This is a genomic window from Aliirhizobium sp. YIM B11859 (genome assembly GCF_057163345.1).
The window spans coordinates 42342-56419 of sequence record NZ_JBXHAY010000003.1 but is presented as its reverse complement, the minus strand read 5'-3'; the positions used below and the strand labels follow the sequence as shown (position 1 = coordinate 56419).

Annotated in this window: 11 protein-coding genes; 6 read left to right on the top strand and 5 right to left on the bottom strand. The window is 57.6% G+C overall.

All coding sequences use genetic code 11. The features are described 5' to 3' along the window. Nucleotides 1-35: 35 nt before the first annotated feature. The 4 genes from AC2GXZ_RS12335 (at nucleotide 36) to AC2GXZ_RS12320 (ending at nucleotide 5336) form a co-directional block, all read left to right on the top strand. Complete coding sequence (locus AC2GXZ_RS12335) at nucleotides 36-1628, top strand: ABC transporter substrate-binding protein (RefSeq protein WP_483759480.1); 1593 nt, start codon at nucleotides 36-38, stop codon at nucleotides 1626-1628. A 98-nt stretch (nucleotides 1629-1726) separates the two neighbouring features. Continuing rightward, complete coding sequence (locus tag AC2GXZ_RS12330; protein ID WP_483759479.1) at nucleotides 1727-2734, top strand: ABC transporter permease; 1008 nt, start codon at nucleotides 1727-1729, stop codon at nucleotides 2732-2734. Continuing rightward, entirely contained in the window at nucleotides 2734-3678 is a 945-nt protein-coding gene (locus AC2GXZ_RS12325) for an ABC transporter permease (protein WP_483759478.1), read from the top strand. The genes AC2GXZ_RS12330 and AC2GXZ_RS12325 overlap by 1 nt, the downstream gene beginning before the upstream one ends. Beyond that, a complete protein-coding gene (locus AC2GXZ_RS12320) occupies nucleotides 3675-5336 on the top strand; it encodes an ABC transporter ATP-binding protein (protein WP_483759477.1) in 1662 nt (553 codons plus the stop codon). Before AC2GXZ_RS12325 ends, AC2GXZ_RS12320 begins: the two co-directional genes overlap by 4 nt. On the opposite strand, the gene AC2GXZ_RS12315 is transcribed toward AC2GXZ_RS12320, so the two are convergent. Then, entirely contained in the window at nucleotides 5337-5657 is a 321-nt protein-coding gene (locus tag AC2GXZ_RS12315) for an AbrB/MazE/SpoVT family DNA-binding domain-containing protein (protein ID WP_483759476.1), read from the bottom strand. A gap of 522 nt (nucleotides 5658-6179) precedes the next feature. Between AC2GXZ_RS12315 and AC2GXZ_RS12310 the strand changes: the two genes are divergently transcribed. Next, nucleotides 6180-7064, top strand: a complete 885-nt coding sequence (locus AC2GXZ_RS12310; protein WP_483759475.1) for a DMT family transporter — start codon at nucleotides 6180-6182, stop codon at nucleotides 7062-7064. A 238-nt stretch (nucleotides 7065-7302) separates the two neighbouring features. Here AC2GXZ_RS12310 and AC2GXZ_RS12305 read toward each other — a convergent pair whose 3' ends face one another. The 4 genes from AC2GXZ_RS12305 to proS all read right to left on the bottom strand — a co-directional run bounded on the left by AC2GXZ_RS12305 (nucleotide 7303) and on the right by proS (nucleotide 13090). Beyond that, nucleotides 7303-8469 (bottom strand): nucleotidyltransferase family protein, encoded by a 1167-nt coding sequence (locus AC2GXZ_RS12305; protein WP_483759474.1) that lies wholly within the window; start codon nucleotides 8467-8469, stop codon nucleotides 7303-7305. 1204 nt (nucleotides 8470-9673) lie between these two features. Then, a complete protein-coding gene (locus AC2GXZ_RS12300) occupies nucleotides 9674-10360 on the bottom strand; it encodes an ABC transporter ATP-binding protein (RefSeq protein ID WP_483759473.1) in 687 nt (228 codons plus the stop codon). 6 nt (nucleotides 10361-10366) lie between these two features. Beyond that, nucleotides 10367-11674 carry a lipoprotein-releasing ABC transporter permease subunit gene (locus AC2GXZ_RS12295; RefSeq protein WP_483759472.1) on the bottom strand — a complete coding sequence of 436 codons (1308 nt, stop codon included), beginning with the start codon at nucleotides 11672-11674 and terminating at the stop codon, nucleotides 10367-10369. Nucleotides 11675-11767: 93 nt separating this feature from the next. After that, nucleotides 11768-13090, bottom strand: a complete 1323-nt coding sequence (proS, locus tag AC2GXZ_RS12290) for a proline--tRNA ligase (RefSeq protein WP_483759471.1) — start codon at nucleotides 13088-13090, stop codon at nucleotides 11768-11770. Nucleotides 13091-13396: 306 nt separating this feature from the next. Between proS and AC2GXZ_RS12285 the strand changes: the two genes are divergently transcribed. Continuing rightward, a complete protein-coding gene (locus tag AC2GXZ_RS12285; protein WP_483759470.1) occupies nucleotides 13397-13630 on the top strand; it encodes a hypothetical protein in 234 nt (77 codons plus the stop codon). The last annotated feature ends 448 nt before the right edge of the window (nucleotides 13631-14078 follow it).

Genomic DNA, 14078 nt, shown 5'->3' with positions numbered 1-14078 from the left:
GCCGGAAAAGCCGTTTAAAAAAGAGAGGGAACTACATGTTCGGCAAGATCATCAGGAATATCGCAATCGCGGGGCTGCTTGCCTCGTCGGTTCTGAATACCCCTGCCAGCGCTTTCGAGCGCACCGACAAGGGCAATGTCATCGTGTTTGGCGGCCGCCAGGCCATCCCGGTTCTCGATCCGCATATCCGCTATGACTGGTCGACGCGCATGATGCAGCAGGCCGTTTATGATGGTCTGGTCAAATACGAGGGCGATCCGGCCGAGATCAAGCCCTGGCTTGCCGACAAGTGGGAAACCAGCGAAGACGGCAAGACCTGGACCTTCCATCTGGTCAAGACTGCCAAGTTCCACAATGGCGACCCGGTCAATGCCGAGGCTGTCCGTTATTCCTTCGAGCGCGGCTTAAAGCTCAACAAGGGCGTCGCCTGGATGCTCAAGGACTTTCTGGCGCCTGACGGCATCAGCGTCGTTGACGACTATACGGTCAAGTTCGATCTCAAGGCGCCTTATACGCCTTTCCTCTCCTTCCTGCCCTGGTGGTATATCGTCAATCCGGCCCAGGTGAAGGCAAACGAAGTCGATGGCGACTACGGCCAGAAGTGGCTGACCGACCATGAGGCCGGTTCGGGACCGTTCAAGCTCGGCCGCTGGGAACCGAACGTCCTTTATGAAGCCGACGCGGTTACCGACTACTGGAAGGGCTGGCCGCAAGGCGATGCCAACCGCCCGGCCGGTGTCATCTACAAGATCATCCGCGAACCCGCGGCTCAGAAAGCTGCACTGCAGCGCGGCGAAGCCGATATCGTCGAAGGACTGACCCCGGACGACTATGTGCAGATCGCGCGCGCCAAGGGCATTGCGATTGAAGATCACAAGGGCATGACCACGTTCGGCATCAAGTTCAACACCCAGCAAGGTCCGGCTGCCGATATCAACCTGCGCAAGGCGATCGCCTATGCAATGGACTATGATGCGCTGATCCAGGTCTATAATGGTGCGGCGACGCTTGAGACGAGCCCGATCCCGGGCGCCATGCGCGGCCATATCGACGTTCCCGGCATTCCGCGCAAGGATCTCGCCAAGGCCAAGGAATATCTCGCCAAATCTTCCTATCCGAACGGCGGCATTACCCTCCCCTACGTTCACGTTGCCGGTCTCGAAGAAGCCCGCCGCATCGGTCTCGTGCTGCTCGACAGCCTGAAGCCGCTCAACATCAATGTCGAGATCAAGCCCGAGCAGTGGCCGAACATGGTTGCCAACGGCTCCAAGGTCGAGACCTCGCCGGCCATGACATCTGTCTATACGACACCTGTCTCCACCGATCCGGACGCTGTTGCCTACCAGTATCACAAGAACAGCTGGGGCCAATATTTCGCGATGATGTTCTACGACAGCCCGAAAGTCACGCAGATGATCGACAAGGCTCGTTCCTCGTCGAACTGGGATGAGCGCGCCAAGCTCTATGCCGACATCCAGACCCAGATCGTTGCAGACCAGCCGGAAGTGTTCGGCATGCTGCAGAACCGCCGCTGGGCACGCCGCGATTACCTGCAGGGCTTCAACTTCAGCCCGGTCCGGTTCACCGGCGAAGTCGATCTCTACCCGCTGTGGGTAAAGTCCGAATAAACTCTGGCTGACCTCCCCCTCTGTAAGCCAGAATGCTGCGCATGGCCCGCTTCCCCCAGTTCCGGGCCATGCGCCTTTTATAAAAATCGGAAAAGACGATGCTGACATTCGCCTTTCGCAAATTGCTGACGCTGGTCGGCACGATGATCGGCATTGCCGCGCTGACCTTCATCATCACCAATATCGCGCCGGGCGATCCGGCCCGTCTCGTCGCAGGCCCCAATGCCACCGAGGACATGGTGGCGACGATCCGGACTGAATATGGTCTCGACAAGTCGCTGCCTGAACAGTTCGTCGTTTATATGGGCGAACTCGTGCGCGGCGATCTCGGCACCTCGATCGTCACCACCCGGCCGGTGCTGGAAGAAGTGATGCGTTATGCACCGGCGACGCTGGAGCTCGTGTTCGTCGCCATGTTCCTCGGCGTCGTCATCGGCGTTCCGCTGGGCATGCTGTCGGCCGTCTACAAGGATGGCCCGCTCGACCAGGTGACGCGCATCTTCTCGATTTCGGGCGTGGCCCTGCCCGCTTTCTGGTTCGGCATCATCCTGCAGTTGATGTTTGCCGTCGATCTCGGCTGGCTGCCGGTATCCGGTCGTTTGCCGCTGGTGACAAGGCCGCCGGACACCGTGACTGGACTGCTTTTGATCGACAGCCTGATTGCCGGACGTTTCTCGACCTTCTGGGTCTCGCTGCAGCATCTCATCTTGCCGGCGATCGTCTTGTCATTTCCCTGCCTTGCGTCGATCCTGCGCGTCAACCGCGCCGAGATGATCGAGGTCCTGCAGTCGGATTACATCGTTGCTGCACGTGCCCACGGCATCTCGTCCTTGCGGATCGTTGCATGTTATGCGCTGAAGAATGCCATGCTGCCGACGCTTGCGATGATCGGCCTGCGTTTCGGCTGGATGCTCGGCTCAACCGTTTTGGTCGAGACGGTATTCGATTGGCCGGGCATCGGTCTTTACGCAGTCTCCTCGGCGCTGTCTTCCGACTTCAAGCCAGTCGTCGGCGTCACGCTGATGATCGGTTTCTTCTTCATCGTCGCCAATACCCTCGTCGATCTTGCCTATGCCTGGATCGACCCGCGTCTCAGGAAAGCGTGATGACGGCTACACCCATTCCCCCCATGAATTCTCTCAACACCCAGGTTGAAGCATCCCGGCCACTCTCCTTCCTTGAGCGGCATAAAAGTCAGATCCGCCAGTGGCGGCTCTATAGTCACATGTTTGCGAAAAGCTTCTCGTCAATGCTTGGCCTGACGCTTGTCGTGCTGTTTCTTCTTCTGGCGGCCTTCGGGCCTTTGATTGCGCCCTATCCGGAAGCGGCAAGCGGTGCAATCAACATGTCGGCAAAACTCCTGCCGCCCGACAGCACCTATTGGTTCGGCACGGACGAGATGGGCGCGGACATATTTTCGCGTGTGATCATCGGTGCGCGCACATCGCTGTGGATCGGTGTCGTCATCACCGGCATTGCAGCCCTGATCGGCGTGCCGCTCGGCATCATCGCCGGTTATCGCGGCGGGTGGGTGCGTGCCGTCATCATGCGTTTCACCGAACTTTTCCTCGCCGTTCCAGGTCTTGCCCTGGCACTGGCGATCGTTGCGGCACTTGGGCCCGGCATCACCAATTGCGTGCTGGCGCTGGCGATCGTCTGGTGGCCGGGTTACGTCCGGCTGGTCGAGGCAAAAACGCTATCGATCAAGGAAGAGCTGTTTATCGAATCGGCCCGGTCTATCGGTGCAAAAACACCGTGGATCCTCTGGCACCATATTTTGCCGAACTGCCTGTCACCGATCATCGTCAAGATGAGCATGGACATGGGCATGGCGATCCTGTCGGCTGCCAGCCTCGGCTTCATCGGCCTTGGCGCCCAGCCGCCATCGCCTGAATGGGGCTCGATGATTTCGGTTGCCCGCACCTATATGCCGGACTGGTGGTGGTATTCGCTTTTTCCGGGTGCCGCGATATTCCTCACCGTGCTCGGTTTCAACCTTTTGGGCGATGGCCTGCGCGATATTCTCGATCCCCGGAGCCGCGACCGATGACCTCTTTTGAAACCAAAGCGCCTCTCCTTGAGATCAACAACTATCGGCTTGATATCGGCACGTTCGATGGGCCGGTGCATGTGCTGAAGGGCATCAACCTCACCGTCAACCGCGGCGACACGGTCGGCATCGTCGGCGAAAGCGGTTCGGGCAAGACCGTGCTGGTGCGTTCCGTGCTCGGTATTGGTCCGCGCAATTCGAAAGTGGTCGAGGGGTCTATCTCTTTCGATGGCCAGGACATCACGGCATTGCCGGAAAAGGACTGGACGAAGATCCGGGGCATCCGCATCTCGATGATCTTCCAGGATCCGATGACCTATCTCAACCCGCTCTTTTCGATCGGGCGGCAGATTTCGGATGTCATCGCAGCGCATGAGAAAGCTGGCGGAAAGGGTGTCTCCTCAAAGGCCGTGCGCCGCAGCCGCACCGAAGAACTGCTCGATCAGGTCGGCCTGCCGAACCCATCTATGCTGTTTTCGCAATATCCGCACCAGCTTTCCGGCGGCATGCGTCAGCGCGTGCTGATCGCCATGGCGCTTGCGGGCAAGCCGGATCTCCTGATCGCCGACGAACCGACAACTGCACTCGACGTCACCGTCCAGGCGCAAGTGCTCGACCTGATCAATTCGCTGGTCGAAAAGCTCAACCTCACTGTCATCATGATCAGCCATGATATCGGTGCGATCGCCACCGTCGCGAAACGTTGCGCTGTCATGTACAAGGGCGAAATCGTCGAACAAGGCCTGACGAAGGACATCCTCAACCATCCACAACACGAATATACCCAGCGCCTGCTTAAAGCCGTGCCGGATATCGATGTCGCGCCCGTAAAGGCAGCGGCAGAGCCTGCCGCCAGCGTGGCTGCCAGACCCGGCCATCTTCTCGAAGCCATCGATCTCAAAAAGGTCTATCGCAGCCAGGCAGGCGACGACTTCACCGCCGTCAACTCGCTCAGCCTGTCGGTGAAGACCGGCGAAATCTTCGGCGTGGTCGGCGAAAGCGGCTCCGGCAAGTCGACGCTTGCGCGCATGCTGATGCGCCTGATCGAGCCGACATCCGGCGACATCATCTTCGACGGGCAGAACATTTCCGGCCTGTCCGGCGAGCCGCTCAGACAGATGCGCCGACACATGCAGTTCGTTTTCCAGAACCCGCATTCAGCGCTCAACGGCCGGCACACGATCGGCGACGCGATCGGAGAGCCGCTGCGCATCCAGACGAACATGAGCCGCCGGGATATCGAGGCGCGCGCGGAGGCGTTGCTCGATATCGTGCAATTGCCGAAGATGTTCAAATACCGTTATCCGCACGAGCTTTCCGGTGGGCAGAAACAACGTGTATGCATTGCTCGTGCGATTGCGCTCAATCCGCGCCTTCTGATCCTCGACGAACCGACCTCAGCGCTCGACATCTCGGTTCAGGCGCAAGTCCTCGACTTCCTGCAGGAGCTGCGCTCCGAGCTGAACCTGACCTATGTCTTTATCTCGCATAACCTGGCCGTCATCCGGCAGATCTGCGACAGAACGATCGTGATGAAGCGAGGCGAAATCGTCGAACAAGGCGATACCGAACAGATCTTCCTGGCGCCACGCGAGGATTACACCAGGGCGCTGATCGAAAGCGGCCGCAAGACCTCGCAGGCAGCCAATATCTCATGATCAGATAAGGCGTGTCATTGACCGTCGAGCAGTCGCGCCGGGATGCCTCGCCGCTCCATCAGCCCCATAATCTTTTTGTCGAACGACAAAAGTTTCACCACCCAGCCATCTACTGTCAAAGGCAATCACTCCGTCGGTTTTAGTCTTGAGCATGCCGCTCAGGTCTTTCCATGAGCCGTCGCCCCTATCCGCTTCCAGCTCGGCTCGACCACCTGGCAATAAATAGAGCCTGATCTTACCGCCAGGCTGAATACCGAGATGCTCAAGCACGTCTTTGCGGAACGTGACCTGGCCACGCGTCGTCACTGTCAATGTCGCCATGACCCAACTCCCAAACACCAGAAGATCGTAATGCAGATCCGCATTACGACCAAGGGATGTGAGGCATCACCATCAGGCAGATCTCGCGCGACGACGCATCGTGGTGTCGAGGGATAAATCTATCTGCTGCGCGCGCCAAATTTTGAGACGGATACGGTCAGGCCTGGTCAAGGGCTGCCGAACCAAGCAGATGCATGGCCTCAGCAATGCTCGGCGTCCGATGTTGGATCGTATACGCGCTCTCGTCCATGGGCAGCCTTTCGTTTCGACCGAAACTCTCAATTATCAGAAATAAAGGAAGCTGACCGCGGACATACGATCGAGGAGAGCTATCGATCGCACTCACTGGCGATCCCATCGGCGCGACGCCAACGAGGATCGCTTTTATCCCTAGCCGGTTTGGAAGAGAGCTTGCTTGCTGCTGCATCTTTCATCTGTACAGGCAGCCCGAATGACGATCTTTATCTAACCAAGGGGCGACGGTGATTCACAGAATGCCCTGATCCAAAATGGATTGTGAGAATGCAGCAGCTCCTCAGGCAACGTGATGCCGCGCTAAACCCAAGAGGTGCCACCTTCATGGTAGCAGCGATGGCATTTTTTGCCGTCGAGGATACATGCTTGAAGGCTGTTGCCACATCGCTACCTGTGAGTGAAATCCTCATTCTCTTCGGATCGATCGGCGTTGTGGTCTTCAGCGCGCTGGCTATGCATGCTCGTGAAACGCCGCTCCCAGCAAACGTGTTCTCACCTTTGATCCTGGCTCGCTCGCTATCGGAGATCATCGGGCGTCTGTTTTACATGTTGGCCATTGCCCTTACGCCGCTTTCCACCGCATCCGCGATCCTGCAGGCAACTCCTTTGGTCGTCATCGGTTGCGCGGGTTTGTTTGGCGAACGGGTCAGCTTACGGAGATGGATGTCGGTGATCGCGGGTTTTATAGGTGTGGTGTGCATTTTGAGACCTGGAACTGAAGGGTTTGGAACTCTCTCTTTGCTCGCTGTTATAGCCATGCTGGGTTTTGCAGGCCGCGATCTGGCAACTCGAGCGGCTCCCTTACATATGTCGCACCGTCAGCTGGGCGTTCTCGGTTTTCTGGTGCTGATTGCCGCAGGTGTTGTCGCATCTCCCTTTGCGGGTCCCATAATTGTACCGACGATCAATACCGTTGGGCTTTTACTCCTTGGATCGGCGTCGGGGATTATTGCCTACACTGCACTGACCGTTGCGATGAGGACCGGCGAGATCGCTGCCGTCACGCCGTTCCGATACACCCGTCTCGTCTTTGCCGTGATCGCAGGACTTCTCGTTTTTCAGGAGCGGCCGGATCTCTGGACCATCTTTGGATCCACGATTGTTGTCGGCTCGGGGATTTTCGCACTGACAGAACGTAGGCGATCCGAATAGCCGCTTCGGTAACACGGCTGCGGTCGTACGCATAAGTTTCACGTCTTGGGCCTCTACGCTGATGGATCGCATCGATCCAAAGGGTGATTGCGCATGGTCTCAAAGCCGGAAGAACTGAAGAAGAGTGGCGGAAATTGGCGTTCGTCTCACCGTTGTAACGGAGGAAAGGTTGACGCGCATGGGGTCTAAAGATACGGCCGCCGCGTCAGGATTTACACCGCTCCAGCCACCCACTCGATCAGGTCTGAGGCCTGACCCCTCCCATCCTCCGCCGGAAGTCGATCAGACCTTCTTTCCCATCCCCCATGCCGTGGCTCCGCAGCTTGGTGCCCGTCATCTTTTCAGCGTAGCATACGGCATCTTCGAGAAGGCCGAAGTCGCTATCGCGGAGGCGGAGAGAGCCGATCGCGAGGTGCTTCCTCCATTTGGGGCCTCGCCTCCAGGCTTCCATCCATGCCGCGCCCAGTTCGAAGTCTTGTTTGGCCTCCGCCAGCCCGCGGATCAGAGAAGCAGACTGCGCGAGATCCTTTGACACCTTGCTCGCCGCCTCCATCCCGCCATGTCGGCGGGTCGAGAGGATGAGCTTGTGCACGGCGAAACGCTGAGGCGCAGGCACCACTACCCCTACTCCGGCACCATGAAGGACGACTGACCTGACCGGTTCGTAGATCAGGAAGTCGAGAAATGGCAGGGCTTGTGCGCCGATATTGCTGAGTGCAGGCACCTTCGACAGGCCCTTTCCATCGTCCGCATCGCCTCTGTTGGGGGTCAGAATCTCGATCTTTGAGCCATCCTTGTTCCGATATCCCGCCACCAGGTTTGGAGAAAAGGCATTGAAGATCGGCTTGAACGTGCTGTCGACCTCTTCGAGAATGTTGCCGATGTCGGTCATTGGGTCCTCCACGAGGACTGAGATACTGAAGAACTGAGCGATATCGATGTCGTCGGTGCGGTAGGTGGCCTGATCGAGCTTGATGCCCAGCACCCCGCCATAGGCCTGGAAGGCATGCGAGCCCACGAGGGTTGCGCGAAGGCGAAACAGGCCGTTGGCAGCCAGTTTCTCGATCGCCTCGCCTTCCGTAGCAGACGGAGACGGAAGTCCAGACCTCCTGAGCTGGCTCGCCAGCTTGCGACGTACGAGGTAGTCAGCTTTCAGTTCGCTTGCGTTTTCGACGCGCCTGGTGACATCGACATCATCGACAGGCCCTAGATATTTCGACTGAAGCTTTGGAGGTGCCGAGCCGTCACCTCTTTCGAGCGTACGGTGATACCAATATTCACGGTTGTGCCTGCGAAGTTTGATGAAAGAACCTGTCACGGGGAACTGGTCGCTGAACTGGACGTCGTGAGCCCGCTCAACGAGCTCAGAAAACGCGGTCTGAGCAATACTGGACAGCGATCTCATGGCTCCACCTTGCTACAAGTCTGGCGAACTTGTAGCAAGGCTGGGCTTCGGTATCTATCCTCAGAGGCGCGGCATTGCTACCGATGCTTGATCTTTGGTCTCTCGGAAAAATGCGCGACGATCCTTAATCTACTGCGACGCGCATGGGAGAACAGCGTCTTGCTGCCCATTTGAAATTTCTGACCAGGAGACGACGAGGAGCGCTTGGAAAGTCACCACTCTCCATACGATCGCGAGCGAAAAGGTCGCGATGTAGCTATCCGATCAAGTGGGTGGCAGCTGCGTAAGCGCTGTTTAGATGGCACATTGACGAAGAGCGCGGTGCATTGACGGCCTGTCTTAAGCGGAGATTGATCAACCCGCGAGGAATGATTTATTACCGTGCGAGTGCAGTGTTCTCATACGGGTTAAATGTAATTGGCGAAGCTCAGTCTTCTCGTTCTTACGTATTGCGTTTTGGCTTTTCTGTTTTTCGGAAGCCCAACTCAGCCCGTCGCGTTTTTAACCCTCTATCATCATCTTTTCTGGGAGAATTGGCGTTTAGGGGTCGCCGCAGCAATGCTTCCAGCGCTGCTGATTTCTTCCTCATATGTTTTCCCACATTTGTGGCCCAATGTTCTACGGCCTGCTGTCTTTATGGCGTCATGGATGTTGATCTGTATTGTGCCAACTGGCCTATACGCGGATTGGGTTCGAAAAAACGCAATCGTCGCGTTCGATCCCGATTTAGAGGTTCAGCACTCATTCTTTCGGTCGCTTCACGAAGTTCCAGCGGATTTCCAGTTTTACGTCCATACGGCCATTCTGAAAGACTGCGTACCCTATCTCTGGAGCTATCGCAGTATGACGTTCAAAGAATTTAGGAATTCAAACGTTGCCGTGAACGTGCTTCCGCCGAGCTGGTTGGAGCAGTGCGATATCAGGCGCGAGCTGATGAAAAACCCATCAAACGATCATTGGGGTCGCTCCGCCCGATCGCGTATCGCAGATGTCTCGGCCTCGACCTTATAGATCGGTCAAAGTTTTTATCCGCACCCCTCGGATCGTCATGCAGATCTGCATTTTGACCAATCACTGTGAGGCACCGACGCCAGGACTGATCAGGCGCGACGGGGCAGTTGGCGTCGAGGGATAAATCTATCCGCGTATCGCGTCAAATTTTGAGACGATACGGTCAGGCCTGGAAAAGGGCTGCCGATCGCCTCTAGAACTCGACGACCTTGCCGCCTTCGATGGTGACGCGGCGATCCATACGGCCGGCGAGCTCATGATTGTGGGTGGCGATCAGGGCAGCCAGGCCCGACTGGCGGACAAGCGCTTCCAGCGCGTCGAAGACGTAGGACGCGGTTTTCGGATCGAGATTGCCGGTCGGTTCATCGGCCAGAAGCAGGCGCGGCGCGTTGGCGACGGCACGGGCGATTGCGACACGCTGCTGTTCACCGCCCGACAGCTCTGCTGGGCGGTGTTCACCGCGGTGGCCGATGCGCATGTAATCGAGCAACTGGGCCGCCCGCCCCCTCGCCTCGGCCTTGGACAGACCGCTAATCAGCTGCGGCATCATGATATTCTCGATGGCCGAGAACTCCGGAAGCAGATGGTGGAACTGATAAACGAAACCGACCTCTGAACGGCGAATGGCCGTGCGCCGTTCGTCACCCAGGTCGTTGCATGACTGACCACCGACAAAAACTTCGCCGGCATCTGGATGTTCCAGCAGGCCTGCCAGATGTAAGAGCGTTGACTTGCCGGTGCCGGATGGAGCGACGAGCGCGACGATCTCGCCGCTTTTCAGCTCGAAATCGGCGCCCTTCAGGATCGAAAGCATGGTCTCGCCCTGGCCATAGTGACGTTCGACGCCCGAGAGCTTCAAGACGGATTTGCGCGGTGCCATGGAGACCTATTCGTAGCGGAGGGCATGGACGGGGTCGAGCCTTGAGGCCCGCCACGCCGGGAAAATGGTGGCGATGAAGGAAAGCACAAGCGCCATGGCGACGACGGAAACCGTTTCGCTGACGCTCATTTCGGCCGGCAGTTCGCTCAGGAAATAGAGTTCCGGGTTAAACAGCACGGTGCCGGAAACCCAGGAGAAGAACTGCCGGATCGATTCGATATTGAGACAGACGATGACACCGAGAGCGACACCCGCGATCGTGCCGACAAGGCCGATTGCCGCTCCTGTCATGAAGAAGATCCGCATGATCGCACCGGAACTTGCGCCCATCGTGCGCAGGATGGCGATATCCGAGCCCTTGTCCTTTACCAGCATGATCAGGCCGGAAATGATGTTCAAGGCCGCGACCAGCACGATCAGCGTCAGGATCATGAACATGACGTTGCGCTCGACCTGCAGGGCCGAGAAAAAGGTCTGGTTGCGCTGGCGCCAGTCGGTGATGAAGATCTGTCGGCCGGCGGCCGCCTCGACCTTGGGGCGAAGGTCGTCGATCGCGTCGGGGTCATCGACGAACAGCTCGATCGACTGGACGATGCCTTCGGCGTTGAAATAGAGCTGCGATTCTTCGAGTGGCATATAGATGATCGTGGCGTCGTATTCGGACATGCCGATCTCGAATATGCCGGAGATCGTATAGGATTTGACCCGCGGATTAACGCCCATCGGCGTCACGTCGCCCTCCGGCGAGATCAGAGTGATCTTGTCGCCGGCAGAAAGGCCCAGCTGGGCTGCGAGCCTGGATCCGACCAGAACGCCCTGCCCCGAGGCAAAACCGACAGTATCGCCCTGCTTGATGTTACCGGAGACCTCGTGGAGTTTTTCGAGATCTTCGGTGCGGATGCCGCGCACCAAAGCACCCGAACCGGCGCCGCCCTTGCCCGACGCCAGCGTCTGGCCCTCGACCAGCGGCAGCGCCATCCGCACACCCGGAACGGCTGCAAATTTCTTTGTCAGATCCGCATAGTCGTTGAGCGGCGTATCGACCGGTTGAACGATCATGTGACCGTTGATGCCGAGGATGCGCGAGATCAGTTCGGTGCGAAATCCGTTCATCACCGCCATGACGATGATCAGCGTCGCAACACCGAGCATGATGCCGATGAAGGAGAAACCGGCGATAACGGAAATATAGGCTTCCTTGCGGCGCGAGCGCAGGTAGCGCCATGCCACCATACGTTCGAAACCCGAAAAGGCACCGGCACTTGGGGCCTTGTGCACCTTTTCCGTTTCACCACTCGCCGCGACGCTCGCCATTCACGTTTCCTCAAATGCTATCCGGCGCAAGGCTGTTCACGCGCGGCGTCTCTAGATAGGCGGCTTGCAGGCTTGTTCAGCCCGTCGCCTTGTTCAGCCCATCGCCCTGTTCAGCGCAGCCTCGAGGGTCATCACCTCGCGAGCGCCGGTCTTGCGGTTTTTCACCTCGACTTCGCCTGCGGCTGCCGAACGTGGACCGACGATGATCTGCACCGGCACACCGATCAGATCGGCGGTGGCGAACTTCGTACCGGCGCGGTCGTCGGTGTCGTCATAAAGCACGTCCTTGCCCGCATTGGTGAGCGCGCCGTAGAGATTTTCCGATAGCGCGTCACAGGCCGCATCGCCCGGCTTCATGTTGATCACCACGACATCGAACGGGGCAACCGATTCGGGCCAGATGATGCCGTTCTCGTCATGCGATGCTTCGATGATGGCGGGAACAAGGCGTGTCGGGCCAATACCATAAGAGCCCATGTGGACATGATGCTCCTTACCGTCCGGTCCCTGCACCTTGGCGCCCATCGGCTCGGAATATTTGGTGCCGAAATAAAAGATGTGGCCGACCTCGATACCGCGCGCAGACAGCCGCTCGCCCTCGGGGATCGCGTTAAACGCCGCCTCGTCGTGCATTTCCGAAGTGGCAGCATAAACCGATGTCCACTTGTCGAAGATCGCCTGCAGGCCAGCGACATCGTCAAAATCTGTGTTTTCCGCCGGGATGTCGAAATCGGTGAAAGCCTTGTGGCTGAAAACTTCCGATTCGCCGGTCTCGGCGAGAATGATGAATTCGTGGCTGTGATTGCCACCGATCGGGCCCGTGTCGGCGCGCATCGGTATGGCGCGCATGCCAAGCCGTGCAAACGTGCGCAGATAAGCGACGAACATCTTGTTATAGGAATGGATGGCGTCCTCGCGCGTCATGTCGAAGGAATAGGCATCCTTCATCAGGAATTCACGCGAGCGCATGGTGCCGAAACGCGGACGGATCTCGTCGCGGAACTTCAGCTGAATATGATAGAGGTTGAGCGGCAGGTTCTTGTAGGACTTGACGTAGGACCGGAAAATGTCGGTGACCATTTCCTCATTGGTCGGACCGTAAAGCATCGGCCGCTCCTGGCGGTCCTTGATGCGCAGCATTTCCTTGCCATAGGCCTCGTAACGACCGCTCTCCTGCCAAAGCTCAGCAGACTGCAATGTCGGCATCAAAAGCTCGACTGCGCCGGCGCGGTTCTGCTCCTCGCGGATGATCGTGTTGACCTTGTCCAGCACCTTCTTGCCGAGCGGCAGCCAGGAATAGATGCCCTGGCTCTGCTGACGGACCATGCCCGCGCGCAGCATCAGACGGTGCGAAACGATTTCCGCTTCCTTGGGATTTTCCTTCAGGATGGGCATAAAATAGCGGGACAGGCGCATCTTGATTTCCGAGCGTTTGCTTGCCGTCCCACATCACGCAGGAATCGGCCGATTTGAAGACCATTTGCGTGGCTTTTAGCCGTTCCCGAGGGCCAAGGGAACCCCGCGAAAACCGGGCGATCGGCGAAAAGCCAGTGGATGACGAACCGACGAAATAAGCCGGGACTTGCTAAAAATGCGGTTTTGATGAAGGCGGGGGTGCGACAAATGCGCCAACTGGATTTTTTTTCGCTTGTGTCACAAAAATACAAAAAAAGAGGATGACAAAGCCCATCCTTTGGGCTAGCTTCAGCCCATAAAACAGGCATGAAGTTCAAATTCATGCCAATCGCGGTAAAGTCTTGGGAGGATCAGATCTTAGGCGCGCTCGACGCAGCCCCGGCAACGGTGAGATCACGCGAAACTGAAAAACAAGGCTGCAACGCCTTGTTTTTTTTTGCTTTGTTGACGCTTAAAACCGTCAAAAACGCGGCTCAAGCGGCCTTAACCCCAGGAACAACCAGGACCGCCCGAACACAAGCACTTGATTGCCGTTCTTAAGGCGAGCTCGGGACTGGTTTTTACATGTCTCACTTTCCTCGAGTGCCAAGACAGAGAGATCCGAGAGGATCAGTGTGTCTGGCGGTCTGCGTGCACTCAGATGGGTGAGCCAATATGATGGCGCCAATATAATCTTGATGCATCGCCGCGCCGATAGGAGGCGTTCCCTCCCCCCCCCTTTTTCAGCGGTTGCTGGAATGGTTGAGGGACGCGCTCACTGTCTTCTTTCAGCCGACATTTCTTGCAACGCGGCCAAAAGCTGCAGATCGCGATGCCAGGGTCGCGCGGTCAAATTGAAATTGCCTCTGCCACCAAGACATTAATTTCAAGATCTGGATCCAGTGACATCTTCCCATATGTTGCGACGCTGCTCATCGATCAGCATTCGATACCTGTCGTGCAGAAGGCAAGTATTCCCGCATAGGGACGATCTGATAAGGTCCAATGC